The organism is Micromonospora rubida (assembly GCF_009908295.1).
GTDB classification, from domain to species: Bacteria; Actinomycetota; Actinomycetes; order Mycobacteriales; family Micromonosporaceae; genus Micromonospora; species Micromonospora rubida.
The window spans coordinates 35191-55535 of the sequence record NZ_JAAALO010000001.1 but is presented as its reverse complement, the minus strand read 5'-3'; the positions used below and the strand labels follow the sequence as shown (position 1 = coordinate 55535).

The 20345-nt window shown below is 72.9% G+C and carries 21 protein-coding genes and 1 riboswitch; of the genes, 15 read left to right on the top strand and 6 right to left on the bottom strand.

The annotated features are described in order from the left end of the window. The first annotated feature begins 17 nt into the window (after positions 1–17). The 8 genes from gcvH to GVV04_RS00230 all read left to right on the top strand — a co-directional run bounded on the left by gcvH (position 18) and on the right by GVV04_RS00230 (position 6774). Positions 18–398 (top strand): glycine cleavage system protein GcvH, encoded by a 381-nt coding sequence (gcvH, locus tag GVV04_RS00265; RefSeq protein ID WP_161683697.1) that lies wholly within the window; start codon positions 18–20, stop codon positions 396–398. Positions 399–612: 214 nt separating this feature from the next. Beyond that, entirely contained in the window at positions 613–1065 is a 453-nt protein-coding gene (gene odhI / locus GVV04_RS00260; RefSeq protein ID WP_007071101.1) for an oxoglutarate dehydrogenase inhibitor Odhl, read from the top strand. Between the two features lie 50 nt (positions 1066–1115). Then, the gene (gene ftsR / locus GVV04_RS00255; protein WP_201752765.1) at positions 1116–1820 is read left to right on the top strand and encodes a transcriptional regulator FtsR; all 705 of its coding nucleotides are present in this window, start codon (positions 1116–1118) and stop codon (positions 1818–1820) included. 224 nt (positions 1821–2044) lie between these two features. Continuing rightward, positions 2045–2509 carry a bifunctional nuclease family protein gene (locus GVV04_RS00250; RefSeq protein WP_161683695.1) on the top strand — a complete coding sequence of 155 codons (465 nt, stop codon included), beginning with the start codon at positions 2045–2047 and terminating at the stop codon, positions 2507–2509. 207 nt (positions 2510–2716) lie between these two features. After that, positions 2717–3301: a MerR family transcriptional regulator gene (locus tag GVV04_RS00245; RefSeq protein WP_161683694.1), complete on the top strand. Its 585-nt coding sequence runs from the start codon at positions 2717–2719 to the stop codon at positions 3299–3301. Between the two features lie 483 nt (positions 3302–3784). Beyond that, on the top strand, positions 3785–4927 hold the full coding sequence (locus GVV04_RS00240) for a nitric oxide synthase oxygenase (protein WP_201752830.1): 1143 nt from the start codon (positions 3785–3787) through the stop codon (positions 4925–4927). Positions 4928–4930: 3 nt separating this feature from the next. After that, complete coding sequence (locus GVV04_RS00235; RefSeq protein WP_161683693.1) at positions 4931–6148, top strand: globin domain-containing protein; 1218 nt, start codon at positions 4931–4933, stop codon at positions 6146–6148. Next, a complete protein-coding gene (locus tag GVV04_RS00230; protein ID WP_235965521.1) occupies positions 6145–6774 on the top strand; it encodes a DivIVA domain-containing protein in 630 nt (209 codons plus the stop codon). The genes GVV04_RS00235 and GVV04_RS00230 overlap by 4 nt, the downstream gene beginning before the upstream one ends. Positions 6775–6858: 84 nt before the next feature. On the opposite strand, the gene GVV04_RS00225 is transcribed toward GVV04_RS00230, so the two are convergent. Then, positions 6859–7518 carry an NAD(P)H-binding protein gene (locus GVV04_RS00225; RefSeq protein ID WP_161683692.1) on the bottom strand — a complete coding sequence of 220 codons (660 nt, stop codon included), beginning with the start codon at positions 7516–7518 and terminating at the stop codon, positions 6859–6861. Positions 7519–7614: 96 nt separating this feature from the next. Between GVV04_RS00225 and GVV04_RS00220 the strand changes: the two genes are divergently transcribed. Together GVV04_RS00220 and gcvP are read left to right on the top strand one after the other, a co-directional pair. Further along, entirely contained in the window at positions 7615–8505 is an 891-nt protein-coding gene (locus GVV04_RS00220; protein ID WP_161683691.1) for an NAD-dependent protein deacetylase, read from the top strand. A gap of 78 nt (positions 8506–8583) precedes the next feature. Then, a riboswitch (glycine riboswitch) is annotated at positions 8584–8684 on the top strand. Between the two features lie 79 nt (positions 8685–8763). Then, positions 8764–11586, top strand: coding sequence for an aminomethyl-transferring glycine dehydrogenase (gcvP, locus tag GVV04_RS00215; RefSeq protein ID WP_161683690.1), 2823 nt, complete (start codon positions 8764–8766; stop codon positions 11584–11586). A gap of 127 nt (positions 11587–11713) precedes the next feature. On the opposite strand, the gene GVV04_RS00210 is transcribed toward gcvP, so the two are convergent. Next, entirely contained in the window at positions 11714–11914 is a 201-nt protein-coding gene (locus GVV04_RS00210; protein ID WP_036371784.1) for a DUF5999 family protein, read from the bottom strand. A gap of 162 nt (positions 11915–12076) precedes the next feature. On the opposite strand from GVV04_RS00210, the gene GVV04_RS00205 reads away from it, so the two are divergent. Together GVV04_RS00205 and def are read left to right on the top strand one after the other, a co-directional pair. Next, entirely contained in the window at positions 12077–13261 is a 1185-nt protein-coding gene (locus GVV04_RS00205; RefSeq protein ID WP_201752828.1) for a chorismate-binding protein, read from the top strand. Beyond that, positions 13258–13767: a peptide deformylase gene (def, locus tag GVV04_RS00200; RefSeq protein ID WP_161683688.1), complete on the top strand. Its 510-nt coding sequence runs from the start codon at positions 13258–13260 to the stop codon at positions 13765–13767. Before GVV04_RS00205 ends, def begins: the two co-directional genes overlap by 4 nt. A 72-nt stretch (positions 13768–13839) precedes the next feature. Here the strand turns inward: def and GVV04_RS00195 are convergent, their stop codons facing one another. From GVV04_RS00195 to GVV04_RS00185, 3 genes are read right to left on the bottom strand one after another with little or no spacing between them, the layout of a single operon-like run. Continuing rightward, complete coding sequence (locus GVV04_RS00195; RefSeq protein WP_328822133.1) at positions 13840–14937, bottom strand: lysylphosphatidylglycerol synthase transmembrane domain-containing protein; 1098 nt, start codon at positions 14935–14937, stop codon at positions 13840–13842. Then, on the bottom strand, positions 14919–15701 hold the full coding sequence (locus GVV04_RS00190) for a GNAT family N-acetyltransferase (RefSeq protein ID WP_161683687.1): 783 nt from the start codon (positions 15699–15701) through the stop codon (positions 14919–14921). Before GVV04_RS00190 ends, GVV04_RS00195 begins: the two co-directional genes overlap by 19 nt. A gap of 37 nt (positions 15702–15738) precedes the next feature. Beyond that, positions 15739–16095, bottom strand: coding sequence for a winged helix-turn-helix transcriptional regulator (locus GVV04_RS00185; protein ID WP_161683686.1), 357 nt, complete (start codon positions 16093–16095; stop codon positions 15739–15741). A gap of 101 nt (positions 16096–16196) precedes the next feature. Between GVV04_RS00185 and GVV04_RS00180 the strand changes: the two genes are divergently transcribed. Beyond that, positions 16197–16811, top strand: coding sequence for a malonic semialdehyde reductase (locus tag GVV04_RS00180; protein ID WP_161683685.1), 615 nt, complete (start codon positions 16197–16199; stop codon positions 16809–16811). 43 nt (positions 16812–16854) lie between these two features. Here the strand turns inward: GVV04_RS00180 and GVV04_RS00175 are convergent, their stop codons facing one another. Beyond that, a complete protein-coding gene (locus tag GVV04_RS00175) occupies positions 16855–17628 on the bottom strand; it encodes a sulfite exporter TauE/SafE family protein (RefSeq protein ID WP_328822132.1) in 774 nt (257 codons plus the stop codon). A 196-nt stretch (positions 17629–17824) separates the two neighbouring features. Between GVV04_RS00175 and GVV04_RS00170 the strand changes: the two genes are divergently transcribed. Together GVV04_RS00170 and GVV04_RS00165 are read left to right on the top strand one after the other, a co-directional pair. Next, complete coding sequence (locus GVV04_RS00170) at positions 17825–18604, top strand: endonuclease/exonuclease/phosphatase family protein (protein ID WP_161683684.1); 780 nt, start codon at positions 17825–17827, stop codon at positions 18602–18604. 497 nt (positions 18605–19101) lie between these two features. After that, a complete protein-coding gene (locus tag GVV04_RS00165) occupies positions 19102–20274 on the top strand; it encodes a hypothetical protein (RefSeq protein WP_161683682.1) in 1173 nt (390 codons plus the stop codon). The last annotated feature ends 71 nt before the right edge of the window (positions 20275–20345 follow it).

The window sequence follows — 20345 nt, the reverse complement described above, 5'->3', positions numbered from 1 at the left end:
GATGAAGGACACGTCTGGTGATTCCTGAGGATCTGCGGTACACCGCCGAGCACGAGTGGGTGGCGGGTGACGGGTCGGGCTCTGTCCGGATCGGCATCACGCACTTCGCGCAGGACTCGCTGGGTGACATCGTGTTCGTCCAGTTGCCGGAGGAGGGCGCGGAGGTTGCCGCGGGTGATTCCTTGGGTGAGATCGAGTCGACCAAGAGCGTGTCCGAGATCTACGCCCCGCTGAGTGGGGTCGTAGCGGCGCGGAACGAGGCGTTGGCGGACACTCCGGAGGTGATCAACTCTGATCCGTACGGTGCGGGTTGGTTGGTGGAGATCACGCCGGCCGATCCGGTGGCGGTGGACGGGCTGCTGACCGCCGGGGCGTATCGCGAGCTCACCGAGAGCTGAGTGCCCGTAGGGCGTGCGGGTGTTGTGTCCGCGCGTCCGGTTGCCCTGTATTTCGGCGCTGGCTAGGCTCGCCCAGTCAACCGAGAATCCAATGAGTTGAGCGTTGCGGAATTGCCTTTCCGGGCACGGGGAGCCAGCCGCCGGGTAAACTGCCCGGCGGCCAGACCCGCCATTACCCCGACGCCGACCTGAAACAGATCCGTGAGGTGGTCCCATGACGCGCCCAGACGACGAGTTCCCCCCGCTCGACGTCACTTCGACGCTCAACCTCGGTTCGCTCGACGAAGTGCTGGAGGGGCCGGACACCGATGTGGTGCCGAGCCGGATGTCCGGTTCGTTGCCGCCGGGTATGGCGCTGCTGGTGGTTCGTCGGGGTCCGAACGCGGGCGCCCGGTTCTTGCTGGATCATGATGTGACGACGAGTGGCCGGCATCCGGACAGTGACATTTTCCTGGACGATGTGACGGTGTCGCGAAGGCATGCCGAGTTCCACCGGGACGGCGGCACGTTCACGGTGCGGGACGTGGGGAGCCTGAACGGCACGTACGTGAACCGGGAGCGGGTCGAGGCGGCCACGTTGAGCAATGGTGACGAGGTGCAGATCGGCAAGTTCCGGGTGGTGTTCATCGCCGGTCCGCGCCCGGAGGAGGAGGCCGGCCGGGGGTGAACGAGCCTGCGGCTTCGACGCCTCCCGGGGTGGCCCGTGCCCAACCGCTGATGAGTATCGGCGAGGTGCTGGGTCAGCTTCGGGCGGAGTTTCCTGACGTCACGATCTCGAAGTTGCGGTTCCTGGAGTCCGAGGGGCTGGTGGAGCCGCAGCGGACGGCTTCGGGGTATCGGAAGTACAGCTGGGACGATGTGGCGCGGTTGCGGTTCGTGCTGACCGCGCAGCGGGACCAGTATCTGCCGTTGCGGGTGATCCGTGAGCAGTTGGCGCAGTGGGACGCGTCGGCGGACGGGCCGACACCGTCTCGGCCGACGTTGGTGGCGGTGGGCCCGGGTGGTGAGGTGCCGGGCCGTCCGGCGGCCGATCCGCCGGTGGATTCGGCGCAGGTGCGGGTGGGTCGGGTTGATCTGGTCGCGCGGAGCGGGATCGACGAGTCGACGTTGGGTGAGTTGGAGCGGCTCGGAATCCTGGTGTCGGATCCGCCGGGCTGGTACGACGGGGATGCGTTGATCATCGCGCGGGCGGTGGCTGGTCTGGCGGCGTACGGGTTGGAGCCTCGGCATCTGCGGGGTTACCGGACGGCGGCGGATCGGGAGGTGGGATTGTTCGCGCAGTTGGTGGCCCCGTTGGCGCGGCAGAGTGATCCGGCGGCGCGGGCGCGGGCGGCGGAGACGGCGCGCGAGTTGGTGGCGTTGTCGCAGCAGTTGCACGCGGCGCTGGTGCGGGTGGGGTTGCGGTCGACGTTGGGCCGGTGAGCTGTTGTGTGCTGCGCGGCCCGGGCGATGGTCCGGGCCGCGTGGTGTTTGTGGGGGCCGGTGGGAAAGATCTGGGTCGGGGCGCGTGTCGTAGGCTTGCCGGGGTAACCCCTTCCGGCGCGGAGCGTGGTGCACGTAGCGCATGGGATGTGCGTGTCGCGGTCCGTGTACCGTGCAGGGAAGGTTGCGGTGCGGGCGTAGGTGACAACGACACGGAGGCGGCGGTGCGCGAGCTGAGCGTGGTCGGAGTTCGGGTGGAGTTGCCCAGCAACCAGCCGATCGTCCTACTGCGGGAGGTCGAGGGTGATCGCTATCTGCCGATCTGGATCGGTGCGGTGGAGGCGACGGCGATCGCTTACGAGCAGCAGGGGGTCAAGCCGGCCCGGCCGTTGACGCATGATCTTTTGCGGGACGTGTTGGCGGCGCTGCAGGCGCCGTTGCGGGCGGTGGAGATCACCGAGTTGAAGGAGAACGTCTTCTACGCCGATCTGTTGATCGGTGACGGGGTGCGGGTGTCGGCGCGGCCGAGTGACTCGATCGCCCTGGCGTTGCGGGTCGGTGCGCCGATTCGTTGTGCGGAGCAGGTCCTCAGTGAGGCGGGGATCGTGATTCCGGACGAGCAGGAGGACGAGGTGGAGAAGTTCCGGGAGTTCCTGGATCAGGTGAGCCCGGAGGACTTCGCGGGCTGATCCCCGGCGCGGGTGGGACCCCGCGCGCATTCCTTCCCGTTCCGGCCCATCACGGTGGGTGATCCGCCGTGGATCTTTGCTGCGGCCGCGCGGCGTGTCGCGGCCGTTCCTGCGCGGTAACTCCTCAAGCGCGCTATAGGGTTGCCGTGTCGAGGGGTTCACGTCCCGGAAGCGACGTGTCACCGCACTGGCGGGGAGGTTGTCCGGATGCACGAGCCGCGAGATCCCGAGCCTGGTACGCAACAGCGCGGGGCGGGTGTGGGGCCGGCGGGGCCGGCGTCTGAAGCTGACGGCGCGGTGGGCTACCGGGGCGTGACGGCGTGTCATGCGGCAGGTATCACGTACCGGCAGTTGGACTACTGGGCGCGGACGTCGCTGGTGGTGCCGAGTGTGCGGGACGCGTCGGGTTCGGGGACGTCCCGGCTGTACTCGTTCCGCGACCTGGTGGTGTTGAAGGTCGTGAAGCGGTTGCTGGACGCCGGGGTGTCGTTGCAGAACATCCGGAAGGCGATCGAGGCGTTGCGGTCGCGGGGGGTGGCCGACCTGGCGGGCATCACGTTGATCTCGGACGGGACGACCGTGTACGAGTGCCGGTCCCCTGAGGAGGTGGTCGACCTGTTGCAGGGCGGCCAGGGCGTGTTCGGCATCGCGATCGGCGGGGCGTTCAAGGAGATCGAGGGCTCGCTGTCGGATCTGCCGGCGGAGCCGGCGGGCGGGCTCGTGGAGGAGCCCGCGGCTGATTCGGTGAGTGACGAGTTGGCGGCGCGTCGGGCGCGTCGGCGGGCCGGTTGAGGCGTCGGGCGGGCGCGGTGGGTGCCCGTGGCGCGGGGGCCGGGCCGGGCGGTCGGGTGTCGTCCCCGCAGCCGGCGTGGCCCCCTGCGGAGTCGGCGGGGCTGTCGTCCCGACTGCGGTGACGCCGGCGGTCCGGCGTGGGGTACGCGCGTTCGTCCGGCCGCGCGGACGAGCATCCGATGTGGACATTCCGGGTTTGCGTCGTCTTGTTGACAGTCGTGGCATTGCCGGTAATCCTAGGTGCGTTCGTCCCCCGCCTCGGGGTTCTCACTGTCGGTGACGGATGGTGGGGTCGGCGGACGGAGACGACGCAGGGAGCGGCGAGGTCGCCTGCCCGACGATCGGATTTGAACCGTAGTGCAAACTGACAGTCATGCCGCTGTGACCTTGGTGGACGTCGGCGGGCGTGTCGGGGACGCCGACGCCGCACAATGCCCGGTCGCGCACGCCGGCCGGGTGGCGGCGCCGCCCGTCGGGGACGTGCTGGCGGAGGCAACGGAGTTCCTGCACCTGTTCCACGAGGAGCGGCGGCTGCCGGGGGTGGCCGCGCGGATCGCGCAGGTGCGGGAGGAGATCGCGCTGACGGGCACGTACCGGCACACCCGCGAGGAGTTGGGGTACGGGGCGAAGGTGGCGTGGCGGCAGTCGGCGCGTTGCGTGGGCCGGGTGCGGTGGGCCGGCCTGCGGGTCCGGGACCGCCGGGATGTGATGACGGTGGCGGGGATCGCACAGGAGTTGGCGCAGCACCTGGCGGTGGCGGACAACAACGGCCGGATCCAGTCGGTGATGACGGTGTTCGCGCCGGACCGGCCGCAGGTGGGGCCGCGGGCGCGGATCTGGAACGACCAGTTGATCCGCTACTGCGGACACCGGGGCGACGGCGGATCGGTGCTGGGTGATCCGGCGCAGGTGGCGATGACGGACGCGGCGCTGCGGTCGGGGTGGAGCCCACCGCCGGTGCCGGGCCGGTTCGACCTGCTGCCGTGGGTGATCGAGACGGCGTACGAGGATCCGACGCTGATGCAGGTGCCGCGGGACCTGGTACGGGAGGTCGCGTTGACGCATCCGGCGTACCCGTGGTTCGAGGAGTTGCGGCTGCGGTGGCACGCCCTGCCGGTGATCAGCAACATGCGGTTGCGCCTCGGTGGGGTGGACTACAGCTGCGCCCCGTTCAACGGGCACTACCTCAGTGACGAGATCGGAACGCGCAACATGGGCGACCGGGACCGGTACGACCAGTTGCTGCCGGTCGCGCGGGGACTGGGGTTGGACACCTCGCGGGAGGACACGCTGTGGCGGGAACACGCGGTGTTGGTGCTCAACCAGGCGGTGCTGCACTCGTTCGGGCTGGCGGGGGTGCGGGTGTCGGATCCGCACACCGAGTCGGAAATGTTCATGAAGTTCTGCGCGCAGGAGGAACGGGCCGGACGGCCCGTGCACGGTGACTGGTCGTGGCTCAACGGCAGTGTGGGGTGGGCGGCGTTGCACCCGGTGCACCACCGTTACTACGACACGCGGGTGCCGAACCCGAACCTGTGGCCGGCGGACCGCGCGTACGGGCCGGCCGGTGTGGCGGAGCTGACCCTGCGGGAGCGGCACGACGCCGCCCGCAGGCGGGAGGACTGAGGCGTGGACGTCCTGGCGTTGCGGCAGAGTTGGGCGCAGTTCTGCGCGGCAGGTCCTGAGGCGGCGAAGTACTTCTACGCCACCCTGTTCGTGATCGCGCCGGAGGCGCGGTCGATGTTCCCGACGAACATGAGCTATCAGGAGGACAAGCTGCTGGCGGCGTTGGGGCACATCGTGTCCCACGTCGACGACGAGCGGGAGTTGTCGGCGTTCGCGCACCGGTTGGGGGCGGATCACCGCCGGTTCCGGGGCACGGACCGGCAGGGCCGGGAGGTGCCGATGGGGGAGTGGCACTACGTGTGGGTGGGACAGGCGTTGCTGGCGACGTTGGAGCGGTTCCTCGGGCCACGGTGGACCCCGCAGTTGCGGGCGCAGTGGGCTTCGGCGTACGAGGTGGTGTCGCGGTTGATGCTGACGGGGGCCACGGAGGCGGAACGGTCGACGCCGCCGTACTGGGAGGCGGAGGTCCTGTCGGTGCAGCGGCGCCGCGCGGACGTGTGCGTGTTCACGGTCCGGCCCAACTATCTGTGCGACTACCTGCCGGGGCAGTCCCTGCCGGTGCAGGTGCCGCAGCTGCGGGTGTGGCGGTACCTGTCGCCGGCCAACGCGCCGCGCCTGGACGGGACGATCGAGTTCCACGTCCGCGCGGCGGGCCGGTTCTCCACCCATCTGGTGCGCCGGCTGCGGGCGGGTGACCAGGTGTTGTTGGGTACCCCGGTGGGCACGGCGTTGTCGTCGTACGACCGGTCGCCGCACCTGCCGTTGCTGCTGGTGGCAGGGGGGACGGGGTTGGCGCCGCTGCGGGCGGTGGTGGAGGCGCTGCGGCAGGGGCCGGGGCGGGCGACGACGCTGGTGGTGGGCGGGCGGACCGCGGAGGACCTGTACGACGATCGGGCGTTGCGGGAGTTGGCGTCGACGTGGCCCTCCGGTGGGGCCGGGGGGTGGCTGCGGTACGTGCCGACGGTGGAGGTCGGGTGGCAGTGGTCGGGTGCGGTGGGCACGGCGGCGGACACGGCGGGCCGGTTGGGCCCGTGGCGGGACACCGACGTGTTGGTGTGTGGCAGCCCGGAGATGACCCGGGAGACGATCGGGCTCCTGGTGTCCACGGGTGTGCCGGCGGAGCGGATCCTGGCCGAGAGTTACGACCATTCGCTCTATCCGCCTCTCGCGGACCCGGCGGTCGCGCCGGCGCGGGACTTCACCGGGACGGGTGCGCGATGAGCGTGGAGCACGGCGACGCGGCCGCCGGTTTCCGGCGGGAGGACACGGTCCGGGCGTTGGGGGAGGTGGAGGCGCGGCGGTTCCGGGGCAGCGAGTGGATGCCCGTCGACGAGGTCACGGACGTGGCCCGGTCGGCCGACGGGCGGATCGCGTTGCTCGACGGCGAGTTGCAGCGGTTGCGGCGGGAGAACGAGAGCCTGGTGCAGCAGGTGGAGATGCTGCGGCACGGCGCCTTGCCGAGTACCGCCCCGCAGGGCCTGGACCCGATGGTGGTCGAGTTGGCGGTGCGGGCGCAGGACGAGGCGAACCGGGTGATCGGTGAGGCCAGCGAGGAGGGCGCGGAGATCATCGCCGAGGCGCGGCGGCAGGCCGAGGAGATCCTCGCGGAGGCGCACCGGCGGGCCGGGGCGACACCGACGTGGCCGGATTCGCGGTCGGAGGACCCGCAGCGGCAGATCCGCGAGTTGGAGGCGCGGCACGCGGCGCTGTTGGCGACGGTGGCGACGGCGCAGCAGCACCTGCACCAGTGGCAGGCGCACCTGTCGGCGCAGGCGGAGCAGCTGTGGGTCGATGCGGCGGCGGCGGGAGAGGCGAGTCAGCAGCTACGGCAGGCCGTCGGCGGCTGACCCCGCGCGGGTGTCGGGCCGGGCGGGCCGGCACCGAACGCCGGGCCTCACCCAACGAAACCCCGGCCGGCGGCGCGGGGCCGGTCAGGGGCGGACGACCTCGGCGACGGCGTCGGCGATCGGAGTGTTGCCGGCGACCAGTTCCAGGACCGCGCCGGCGCTGCCCGGGTGATACAGCAGGGCGACGAGGACCCGGGCGACGTCGGCGCGGGTGACCGCCCCGGGGTCGGCGTGCCGGGTCAGGGTGATCCGGCCGGTGGGCGGGTCGTCGGTGAGCCGGCCGGGGCGCAGGACCGTCCAGTCCAGGTCGCGGGCGGTGAGGTCGTCCTCGGCGGCCTTCTTGGCCCGCAGGTAGGCGGCGAACGCGTCGTCGGTGCCGGCGGGTGGGGCGGTGTCGACGCCCATGGCGGAGACCAGCAGGTAGCGGCGCACCCCGGTCTGCTCGGCGGCGTCGGCGAGCAGACCGGCGGCGGCCCGGTCGACGGTGTCCTTGCGGGCGGCGCCGCTGCCGGGACCGGCGCCGGCGGCGAAGACCACCGCGTCGGCGCCGCCGAGGTGGGCGGCGACCTGGGCGGCGTCGGTGTGTTCCAGGTCGCAGACGACGGGGTGGGCGCCGGTGGCGCGCAGCGCCGCGGCGTGGCCGGGGTTGCGGATCAGTCCGACGGCGGTGTCGCCGCGGCCGGCGAGTTCCCGGTGCAGCAGCTGGGCGATCTTGCCGTGTCCTCCGGCGATGACGACGCGCATACCTGCCACGGTAGCCGCCGGGGCGCGTGTGCACCGGCGCTGCGGCGAGGATGGTCACGGGGCCGGTGCTCGCCGGCGGCGCGTCGCTGAGGCAGCATGGATGCCGTGACGGAGACGTTCGACGCGCTGGCGGGGCTGCTCGCCGAGGGCGGTGTCGTGGTGTTGAGCGGGGCGGGCCTGTCCACCGAGTCGGGCATTCCCGACTATCGGGGGCCCAGCGGCGTGGCCCGTCGGCACACCCCGATGACGTACCAGACGTTCACCGGGGATCCGGTGGCGCGGCGGCGGTACTGGGCGCGCAGCCACCTGGGGTGGCGCACGATCGCCCGGGCCGCCCCGAACGGCGGGCACCGGGCGGTGGCCCGCCTGCAGCGTGGCGGGCTGGTCGACGCGGTGATCACCCAGAACGTCGACGGTCTGCACACCGCGGCCGGGTCGGAGCCGGTGGTGCAGCTGCACGGCGGCCTCGACGAGGTGGTGTGCCTGGACTGCGGCAACCACACCTCCCGCGAGGAGCTGGACCGGCGGCTGCGGCAGGCCAACCCGGGGTTCGACGCGGTGGCCGCGACCGTCAACCCCGACGGTGACGTGGATCTCGCCGACCGTGAGGTGGCCGGGTTCCGGACGGTGGACTGCGGCTTCTGCCGCACCGGGATGCTGAAACCGGACGTGGTGTTCTTCGGGGAGACGGTTCCCGCCGCCCGGGTGGCCCGCTGCTTCGACCTGGTCGAGGGGGCCCGGTCGCTGCTGGTGCTCGGGTCGTCGTTGACGGTGATGTCGGGGCGCCGGTTCGTGATCCGGGCGGCGAAACGGGGCATCGCGGTGGCGATCGTCAACCAGGGGGCGACCCGGGGCGACGGGTACGCCGCCGTGCGGGCCGACGCGCCGCTCGGCGCGCTGCTGCCGGCGCTGGCCGACCGGCTCGTCCCGACCCTGGAGGCGGCCGCCGGCGCGGCCGGTGGGTGGGCGGCGTCGGCCGCGGGCTGACCCGCCACCCCGGTGATCCACTCCTCGGGGGGACGACCTCCGCCCGTAACGGCCGCGCTGGTAGCGTGGGTGTCGCCGGTACCCCACGTGGGAGAGACCGCTCGGTGATCATTGCCGGCGGCGCCGAAGGGGCAGCTTCCTCCCCGGAACCTCTCAGGCAAAAGGACCTCGTGGGCAGGCACTGTGGAGCACCCTTCCCGGGGTGTGACTCAGGGGGAGGCCGACCTGTCGACCTCACCCCTTCCCGGGAGCGCCGCCATGACCGCAGAGCAGTTCGCCGCCCGTCACATCGGCCCCGACCCGGCCGACGAGCGCCGCATGCTGGAGGCCGTCGGCTACGACTCGGTCGACGAGCTGATGGACGCCGCGATCCCCGAGGTGATCCGCTGGCACGGCACCCTGGCCCTCCCGGAGCCGGCCAGCGAGCACGACGCCCTGGCCGAGCTGCGGGCCCTGGCCGCCCGCAACACCGTCGCCGTGTCGATGATCGGGTTGGGCTACCACGGCACGCACACCCCGGCGGTGATCCGCCGCAACGTGCTGGAGAGCCCGGCGTGGTACACGGCGTACACCCCGTACCAGCCGGAGATCAGCCAGGGCCGGCTGGAGGCGCTGCTGAACTTCCAGACGATGGTCACCGACCTGACGGGGCTGGCCACCGCGAACGCCTCGATGCTCGACGAGGGCACCGCCGCGGCGGAGGCCATGACCCTGGCCCGCCGCGCGTCGAAGAGCCGCAGCAGCGTGTACGTCGTCGACGCCGACACGTTGCCGCAGACCCTCGCGGTGATCACCAGCCGGGCCGAGCCGTTGGGCATCGAGGTGCGGGTGCTCGACGTCGACGCCGAGGAACTGCCGGCGGAGTTCTTCGGCCTGCACCTGCAGTACCCGGGGGCGTCCGGGGCGGTGCGGGACCACGCCGCGCTGGTGGCGGCGGCGCACGAGGTGGGGGCGCTGGTGTGCGTGGCGGCGGACCTGCTGGCGTTGACGTTGCTGCGCCCGCCGGGGGAGATCGGCGTGGACGTGGCCGCCGGCACCACCCAGCGGTTCGGGGTGCCGATGGGCTTCGGTGGCCCGCACGCCGGGTACCTGGCGGTGCGCTCGGGGTTGGAGCGGATGCTGCCGGGCCGGCTGGTCGGGGTGTCCCGCGACGCCGACGGCAACCCGGCGTACCGGTTGGCGTTGCAGACCCGTGAGCAGCACATCCGGCGGGAGAAGGCGACCAGCAACATCTGCACCGCGCAGGTGCTCCTGGCGGTGATGGCCGGCATGTACGCCGTCTACCACGGCCCGGACGGGCTGCGGGGCATCGCGGAGCGCACCCATGGCATGGCGGCGCGGCTCGCGGCCGGGCTGCGCGCCGGCGGGGTGGCGGTGGCGGACGTCGCGTTCTTCGACACGGTCACCGCGCGCGTGCCGGGCCGGGCCGCGCAGGTGGTGGCCGCCGCGGCCGGTCAGGGGGTGAACCTGCGCCTGGTCGACGCCGACCGGGTGGGGATCTCCTGCGACGAGACGACCACGGCGGCGCACCTGTCGGCGGTGTGGGCGGCGTTCGGGGTGGCCGGGGTCGACGGGGACGTGGACGCGGCTCTGCCGGCGGCGTTGGCGCGCACCTCGGACTTCCTCACCCATCCGGTGTTCCGCAGCCACCACTCGGAGACGGCGATGCTGCGGTACGTGCGGCGGCTGGCGGACTTCGACTACGCCCTGGACCGGGGGATGATCCCGCTGGGGTCGTGCACGATGAAGCTGAACGCGACCACGGAGATGGAGCCGGTGAGCTGGGCGGAATTCGCCCACGTGCACCCGTTCGCGCCGGCCGGGCAGACGGCCGGGTACCGGGAGATGATCGCCCAGCTGGAGGGGTGGCTGGCGGAGGTGACCGGCTACGACGCGGTCAGCGTGCAGCCCAACGCCGGGTCGCAGGGGGAGCTGGCGGGGCTGCTGGCGATCCGCGCGTACCACCGGGACCGGGGCGAGGGGCACCGGGACGTGTGCCTGATCCCGTCGTCGGCGCACGGCACGAACGCGGCGTCCGCGGTGATGGCGGGAATGCGGGTGGTCGTGGTGGGCTGCGACGGCGACGGCAACGTCGACCTGGCCGACCTCGACGCGAAGATCGACAAGCATCGGGACGCGCTCGCGGCGATCATGGTGACGTACCCGTCGACGCACGGGGTGTACGAGACGGGCATCGCCCAGTTGTGTGCGAGGGTCCACGACGCGGGCGGTCAGGTGTACGTCGACGGGGCGAACCTCAACGCCCTGGTCGGGTTCGCCAAGCCGGGCCGGTTCGGGGCGGACGTGTCACACCTGAACCTGCACAAGACGTTCTGCATCCCGCACGGCGGGGGCGGCCCGGGGGTGGGCCCGGTGGCGGTGCGGGCGCACCTGGCGGCGTTCCTGCCCGGCGACCCGGTGGGGGAGCCGGAGTCGGGCCGGCCGGCGATCTCGGCGGCCCGGTACGGGTCGGCGGGGATCCTGCCGATCCCGTGGGCGTACCTGCGGATGATGGGCGCGGCGGGCCTGACCCGGGCGACGGGGGTGGCGGTGCTGGCCGCGAACTACGTGGCGGTGCGGCTGCGGGAACACTTCCCGGTGTTGTACGCGGGCAACAAGGGCCTGGTGGCGCACGAGTGCATCCTGGACCTGCGGCCGGTGACGAAGGCGACCGGGGTCACGGTCGACGACGTGGCGAAGCGGCTGATCGACTACGGGTTCCACGCGCCGACGATGTCGTTCCCGGTGGCGGGGACGTTGATGGTGGAGCCGACGGAAAGCGAGGACCTGGCCGAGCTGGACCGGTTCTGCGCCGCGATGATCGCGATCCGGGCGGAGATCGACAAGGTGGGCTCGGGTGAGTGGCCGGCGGGCGACAATCCGCTGGCGAACGCCCCGCACACGGCGGCCATGGTGGCCGGCGACGAGTGGCCGCACCCGTACCCGCGGTCGGTGGGGGCGTACCCGGCGGGGACGGACCGGGCCGGGAAGTACTGGCCGCCGGTGCGGCGGATCGACGGCGCGTACGGCGACCGGAACCTGATGTGCTCGTGTCCACCGGCGGAGGCGTTCGAGCTGTGACGTCGGGGCTCGCCGGGGCGGTGGTTCGCGCCGCCCCGGCGGGTGCGTCGACCCGGGGCGGGCTGGTCGCGGGGCCGGGGACGGCCTGCGGTCGACGGGGCGCGGCAGGTTGACGCTGGGTGAACGGTCAGGCGACGAGGGCGTGGCGGGCGGGACCGCGGTGGGGGGCGATGGTGCTGCCGTCGGGGAGGAGCTCGCCGGTGTCCTCGAAAACGATGACACCGTTGCAGAGCAGGCTCCAGCCCTGCTCAGGGAAGCAGGCGAGGACCCGGGCTGCCTCCCTGTCGGTCGCTTCGGCGGAGGGGCAGGTGGGTTGGTGCTGGCACATCGGGTTCTCCGGACTGTGGGGGCACTGTGTCATGGTTCACATGACCAGTGACGCACAGTACCAAGCGAACGCGATCCGCATCGAGCGGGTTCACACCATGTCGGGGGGAAATCCACTGAACGGACGAGGCAGATTGGGCCGGACGGCGTGGAAGCGTTTTCACTGACGCGGGTGGACGTGCCCGCCGCCCCCACCGACTGCCGCCACAACCTCACCGAACGTGACCGCCTGCACTGGCGCGTGCGCGACGGCGGCGACCCGGCCCGCCTCGTCGAGGAGTTCCTCACCGCCCACGGCCTCGGCGTCGACGACCTGACCCGCCCCGCCACCCACGACCCGGGCGGGGTGTGCGGGGCCGCCGTGTACGTCTCGGCCGCCGCCGGGGCCGTGATGGCCGCCGGGGCGCCCGGCGCGCCCAGCCCCGCCCCCGCCCTGCCCGACCTCGCCGTGGTCGTCTACGCGCACACCCCCACCCCCACCGCCGGGCCGGCCCCGAACGCCGGCCCCTGGCACGTCGGCGACTGGACCCCGAGCTGGAGCACCCGCCAGCACGCCGACGCCGTGACCGCCGTACGCGCCGCGATCGGCCGCGGCGACGTCTACCAGGTCAACCTCGTCGGTCACGCCGCCGCCCCGTACACCGGCGACCCCCGCCCCGCCCTGGCCCGGCTGGGCGGACTGCCCGGCGCCCGCTACGGCGGCACCCTGCACGGCCCCGGCTGGGCGATCGGCTGCGCCTCCCCGGAGACCCTGATCGCCGTCGAGAGCGGCCGGCTGGTCACCCGCCCGATCAAGGGCACCCGCCCCGCCACCGCCGCCGGCCGCGCCGAACTGCTCGCCTCCGCCAAGGAACGCGCCGAACACATCATGATCGTCGACCTGGAACGCAACGACCTGGCCCGCGTCGCGGCCACCGGCACCGTCACCGTCGACGAGCTGTTCGCCGTACGCCGCTGGTGCGACCTGTGGCAGGCCGAGTCGACGGTGTCGGCGGCCCCCGCCGACGGCCTGGGCCTGGCGGACCTGCTGCGCGCGGTCTGCCCCGGCGGGTCGGTCACCGGCGCACCCAAACTGGCCGCCCTCGACGTCGTCGCCGCCTGCGAACCCGTGGGCCGGGGCGCGAGCATGGGCGCGCTGGGCTGGGTGGGCGCCGGCCGGGTCGACCTGGGCCTGACCATCCGCACCGCCGCCGCCGACGGGCACCTGCTGCACGGCTGGGCCGGCGGCGGCATCACCTGGGACAGCGACCCCGACGCCGAGGTCGCCGAGGCCGCCGCCAAGGCCCGACCCGTCCGCGCCGCCCTGACCACCACACCCGGGTCACGGGCCGATAGCCTGCTGCCATGACGATGCGGCCCATCCGGATCATCGGCGACCCGGTGCTGCGCACCGCCTGCGAGCCGGTGACCAGCTTCGACGCCGACCTGCGCGCCCTGGTCGGCGACCTGATGGACACCCTGCTCGGCGAACCCGGCCGCGCCGGCGTCGCCGCCCCGCAGATCGGCGTGTCCGCCCAGGTGTTCGTCTACGACGCCGCCGGCCACCGCGGCCACCTGATCAACCCGACGGTGGAGCTGTCCGACGAACTCCAGGACGACGACGAGGGCTGCCTGTCCATCCCCGGGCTGTACTTCCCGACGCCCCGCGCCCTGCACGCCACCGCCCACGGCTTCGACCAGCACGGCGAACCGCTGACCATCTCCGGCAGCGGATTCCTCGCCCGCGCCCTGCAACACGAGACCGACCACCTCGCCGGGCGCCTCTACGTCGACACCCTGCGCGGGGACGCCCGCCGGCGGGCACTGCGGGAGATCCGCGCCGGCCGCTTCGACTCACCCACCCGCCACCGCTGACCCACCCCCAACCCCGGGCGGCGGGACGCGACCCCACCCGGCCCCGCCGACGTCACCGGACCGCCCCGACGCTCAGACCCGGCTGCCGGCCCGCTCACCGCGCAGCGTCAGCCCGGCGACCCCGCCGACCGGGATGAGCAGCCAGCAGGACAACATCCGGTAGACCAGCACCGCGGCGGCGGCACTGACCGCGGTCGCGCCCGAGGCGGTGAGCCCGGCGACCAGAGCGGTGTCGATGACACCCACCCCACCCGGGGTCAGCGGCACCTGCCGCACGATCTGCACACCGAGGTAGATGCCCGCCAGGGCCGTCACCCCCACCGGCAGGCGCAACGCCTCAGCGGCGGCGGCCAGGCACAGCAGGTCGGCCGCCCACTTCACCGCCGCGTAGCCCACCGCCCCCGCCCAGTCCCGCGCCCGCAGCGCCGCCCCCGCCCACCACGCCTGACGGGCCGAGAGCAACAACGCCCGCACACGCCGACGCACCCCACCACCCGACACGTCGGGACCGGGTACGGGCCCGGCCGGACGCCCACGCGGCTGCCGACGCCCGAGCAGCGCAGCCAGCGCGATCAGCCCACCGAGCACCGCCACAACGGCCAACGCACGCCAGTCCCACCCGCCCGGAGCGCGGGTGAGCACCACCGCACCCCCACCCACATAGAGCAGGGCCAGCCCGCCGATGGACGCCAACCCCGACACCACCGCCGAGGCCGCCGCGACCTCACGGGACGCGCCGGCGCGCTCGTACTCCCGGATGACGTACCCGGTGGACACCGCCGCCCCCGCCGGCAACGAGATCGACAACGCCGTGCCGGCCAGGCTGATCGCCACCACCCGGCCCCGCCGCAGGCGCACCCCCAGGGCGTCGAGCAGCCGCCGCTGCTGCAACGCGAACGCCGCCAGCGAGACGACCTGCAGCAGTACCGCCAGCACCACCCACCCGTAGCCGGCGCCGGTCAACGCGGTGAGGAACTCCCGCGGGTCGGGCAGCCGCCCCCGCAGACCCACCACGGCCGCGCCGACGACCCCCACGGCGACGGCGAGCAGCCGCACCCACCGGCGCCGCCACAGCCCCCCGACGCGACTCCCGGGCGGCTCGGCGCGCACGAGGCCCCGGCCGTCCGGCGGCTCGGCGCTCGGCGGGGCCGTCACCGCGGTCCCGCACACGCGGTGAGGGTGTACTCGCCGTACCCGGCCACCGGGGTGAACCCGAGCCGGTCGTACAGCCGCAGCGCCGCCACGTTGTCCACCCTCACGTTCAACGTGATGTGGTCGACGTCGGCGGCCAGCCGCCGGCACAGCGTGGACACCGCCGCGGCGGCCAGGCCCCGCCCCCGATACCCGGGAAGGGTGGTGACGTTGCCCAACGCCGCCACCCGCCACACCGGGGAGTACACGTGCACCCCGGCCACCGCCACCAGCCGCCCGTCGCGGCGCACCCCCACATACCGGCCCGTGTCGAGCATCCTCGGATCGAACCAGTTGCCCGGGTACGCCGCCGCGTACAGCCGCGTCAGCTCCGGCAGGTCGGCGGCGCCCAGCGGCTGCCCCTCGCCGGGGACCGCAGCCAGCCGCGCCCGGTCGGTCAGCGCCATCTTCCGGTGCTCGCCGCCGTCGGCGACGTGGAACCAGCCCGCCAGCACCGGCGCCAGGCCGGGGGACAGGTGCGCGTGCAGGCGTGCCGGCAACACCGGCGCCAGGTCGGTCAGCAGCGCCGTGAGCTCCTCCCGGCCGGCGGCGTCGGCGAACGCCAGCAACGTCGGCGGCGCCACCGCGTGATACAGCAGCGCGACCTGCTCGCCCCGGCGGAACCACGACGTGTACGGCCAGAAAAAGTCGTCCAGGTCACCCAACTGGTACGCGTGCAGCGCCGGATCGCGGCCCAGCAACCGCCCCAGCAGCACCCGGTCATGTTCGGCGCGCAACGGCATCCGACGATGATCACATGCCCCCGGCGCGATCACCCACTCACGCCCGGCCGCACTCCTCGGCGGGCAGATTCTCGTGCGCCCACCGGGCCAGAGCGTCCAACGCCGGCAGCACCGCCGCGCCCCGCTCGGTCAGCTCGTAGCTCACCCCCAGCGGCGGACCCTGCCGCACCGTGCGGCGCACCAACCCCACCCGGGCCAGCTCACCGAGCCGGTCGGACAGCACCGACTCGCTGATCCCCGGCAGCGCGCGGGTCAGCTCGGCGAACCCCGCCGGCCCGAGCGCCAGGGTGCCCAGCAGCACGCCGTTCCACCGCTTGCCGAGGAACGCGAACGCCCGCGTCAACCCCCCGTCGCAGGACCGGGGGACCTCACCGGTGGAGGATCGGAGCGTCATGCCCCCACGATACGTGGCCCTACCCACGACCAAGCAACTTCGAAAAAGCTAGCTGCTAGCCTCTGAGAAGTTAATGCCCCCCGGCCCGAAGGAAACCCCACATGACCGACACCGTCACGCCCAACCTGATCACCCTCGACGCCGCCGCCCAAGCACAACTGTTCACCGACGCCCGCACCGCCAACACCTTCACCGACGAACCCGTCACCGACGCCCAACTGCACGCCATCTTCGATCTCGCCAAGTACCCACCCACCGCCGCCAACACCCAGCCCCTGCGAGTGCTCTACACCCGCCCCGGCGAAACCCGCGACCGACTGCTCACCCACATGTCCGAAGGCAACCGCGCCAAGACCGCCACCGCCCCCGTCGTAGCCGTCCTCGCCGCCGACACCGACTTCCACGAATTCATCCCCCGCGTCTTCCCCATCCGCCCCGAGATGCGCGACGGACTCGCCGCCGACGCCGCCGCCCGCGAAGGCATGGCCCGCTTCAACGCCACCCTCCAGATCGGCTACTGGCTGCTCGCCGTCCGCGCCGCCGGCCTCGCCGCGGGCCCCATGGCCGGCTTCGACGCCGCCGCCGTCGACCGCGACCTGTTCGCCGACAGCACCTGGCGCTCCCTGCTCGTGGTCAACCTCGGCAAGCCCGGCCCCGACGCCTGGTTCCCCCGCCTGCCCCGCCTCGACTACGACGACATCGTCCGCCACGCCTGACCCGCACCGGCCGGCCGGCGCGCGACCCGCACCGGCCGGCACCTCACCACCCCAACCACTGGTCGTGACCCAACTTCACCACCAACGCCAACACCACCACCAACAACACCCCCCGCACGAACCCCGCCCCCCGCCGCAACGCCATCCGCGCCCCCAACGCCGCCCCCGCCACATTGCACACCGCCATCGCCGCACCCAACAACCACCACACGTGACCGGTCCCCGCGAACACCACCAACGCCCCCAAATTCGTACCCACGTTCGCCACCTTCGCCATCGCCGACCCACCCACGAAGTCCGCCCCCACCAACACCGTGAACGCCACCACCAGGAACGTCCCCGTCCCCGGGCCGATCAACCCGTCGTACGCCGCGACACCCACCCCCGCCACCACGACCGCCGCCACCACCCGCCCCCGCGTCCGCCGCAGCGGCACCGCCACCACCCCCAACCGCGGCCGCGCCACCACGAACACCGCCACCACCACCAACACCCCCAACACCACCGGCCGATACGCCGACCCAGGCACCACCCCCGCCAACGCCGCACCCAACCCCGCCGTCACCACCGCCAGACCCGCCGCCGGACCCGCCACCCACCAATCCAGCTTCGTCCGCCGCGCATACGTCACCGCCGCCGTCGCCGTCCCCGCGATCGCCGCCAACTTGTTCGTCCCCAACGCCGTCGCCACCGGCATCCCCGGCGCCACCACCAACAACGCCGGCAACAACAACAACCCACCACCACCCACCACCGCATCGACCCAACCGGCCAACGCAGCCACAGCGAGCAGGGCAGTCAACGACACAGCATCCACGGCCGGCCATTCTGCCCACCCGCCCACAACCCGCGTGTCCCGCCTCACCACCCCCCACACCCGACCGACGCGTCACCGCCCACGCCGACGCCGCAACCACACCCCCACCAAACCCACCGCCACGAACACCACCATCGAACACACCAACACCTTCAACATCCGCCAACCCTCCCACCACCCACGTAGGGTGCAAAGAGTGCGCCTGGCCACCTTCAACCTGCTCCACGGCCGATCCCTCACCGACGGGCTCGTCGACCCCGACCGGCTCACCGCCGCCGTCACCGCACTCGACGCCGACGTCCTCGCCCTCCAAGAAGTCGACCGCGACCAGACCCGCAGCGGCAACCACGACCTCACCGCCATCGCCGCCCGCGCCCTCGACGCCCCCGAACACCGCTTCGCCGCCGCCGTCGTCGGCACCCCCGGCGAACAGTTCCGCCCGCTCCGCCACGACGACGACGGACACGGCGAACCCTGCTACGGCATCGGCCTGGTCACCCGCCACCCCGTCCGCACCTGGCAGGTCACCCGCCTCAAACCCGCCCCCGTCCGCACACCCGTCTACGTACCAGGCCCCGGCCCCGGCCTCATCCTCCTCCAAGACGAACCCCGCGTCGTCCTCGCCGCCGTCCTCGACACCCCCCACGGCGACATCACCGTCGCCGCCACCCACCTGTCCTTCGTCCCCGGCTGGAACGCCCACCAACTCCGCCAGACCGTCCGCGCCCTACGCGCCCTACCCGCCCCCCGCATCCTCCTCGGCGACCTCAACCTCCCCGCCGGCCCCGCCCGACTCATCTCCGGCTGGACCCCCCTCGGCCGCCGCCCCACCTACCCCGCCACCCGACCCCGCGTCCAACTCGACCACATCCTCGCCGACCCCCACCACCGACACCACCTACCACCCGTCACCGCCGTCACCACCCCCGCCACCACCATCTCCGACCACCGCCCCCTCGTCGTCGACCTCGGCTGACCCGCCCGTCCGCGGCAAGCACCCCCGCCCCCGACCAGCGTCCCGCCGCCGAAACATCACCCTGAGGTAGAGGTAGCGCAACAGTCCACGCCGCCGGCCGGCCGTGCTGGACACCTCAACCCAGCCTGACTACTCGCATGTGGACGCCGTAGGCACCGACGCGAACATTGGACAGGCCGACGCCCACGCCCCGGCAGCGACCGGCTGGGACAACCGCCAGGCAGAAGCAGCCGGATAGGTCTCGCGGTCGAGACGACGTACTCCTCAACACCGCCGGCGCCGGGCTGGCCGCGCCAGCGTCGCACCACCGGTGGAACGCCACCGCCAAACCGACCTCAACCGACCCCGACACCGGCACACCGAACCCCGCAGCAGCCCACCCCGGTGACCGTCGAAACCGGAACGCCCCGGCCACCTACCACCGAAACCCCCGACAGCCGCCGCGTTTCCCGCCCCGCAAAAAATCCTCCGACCACCCACACCGCTACCCTCGCCGCGTGCGAAAGACCCTCACCGCCGCCGCCCTGGCCGTCCTCGCCGGCACCGGCGCCGTCACCGCCGTACCGGCGCCCGCCCAAGCCGACCCCCCACCCCCACGCAGCGGCCCGGCGTACCGCCCCACCCGCCCCACCGTGGCACCACCAGCCATGCCCACCGCCCTATCCGGCAGCACCTGGTCCTCCGGACACGTGCAGGGCCTCGCCGTAGACTGGGTCGGCGGCTACGCCTACTGGTCCTTCACGAACCTACTGGTCAAAACCAACATCCAGACCGGGCAGGTCGTCGGCACCGTCACCGGCCTCACCGGCCACCTCGGCGACCTCGACATCAACCCCGACAACGGCCTGATCTACGGATCGCTCGAATACAAGACCCGGCAGGCCTTCTACATCGCGGTCTTCGACGGCACCCGCATCACCCGCACCGGAATGAACGCCGAAACCGACGGCGTGATGACCACCGTGTACCTGCCCGAGGTAGCCGCCGACTACACCACCGGCCGCTACGGCACCAGCGGCATCGACGGAATCAGCTTCGGCCCGCGGCTCGGCACCACCGGCACCGCCCAGCGCAACATGCTGATCGTCGCGTACGGCATCACCCCGGACGCCACCCGCACCGACAACGACCACCAGGTGCTGCTCACCTACGACATCCGCGGCTGGGACGCGTACGCCCGCCCCCTCACCCAGACCGCCCCACACCTCTCGGGCCCACCCCACCCCGCCGACAAGGTGTTCATCCACACCGGCAACACCACGTGGGGCGTGCAGAGCCTCGAGTACGACCGACACAACCGCCTGTGGCTGATGGCCGCCTACCAGGGCACCAAACCCCAGTTCCCGAACTGGACGCTGTTCGCGGTCTCCGCCGACGTGGCACCGCAGACCCGCCCACTCGCCGGCCAACCGGCAGGCACGACCGGCCGGACCGTGCCGCTCGCCCCCGCCGGCACCACGGACCCGGCCACCGGCATCCGCGGCTGGACCGCCCCCGGCAGCGTCGGCCTCGAAACACTCGGCGACGGACGGATCTACGTCGTAGCGTCCGGCACCACCACCGTCAACGAAACCACCCAACAGACCGGGACCGCATCGCTGCACCAGTGGACCGGCGGCACCCCGGTCCCGTTCGCCCAAGTCACCCCACTGCGCGGAAAGCGCCGCTGACCGTAGACGTCGGGCCGGTCAGGTTCCCCCGACCGGCCCGACGATCACCCCCCAAGGGGGCCGACCGGAGT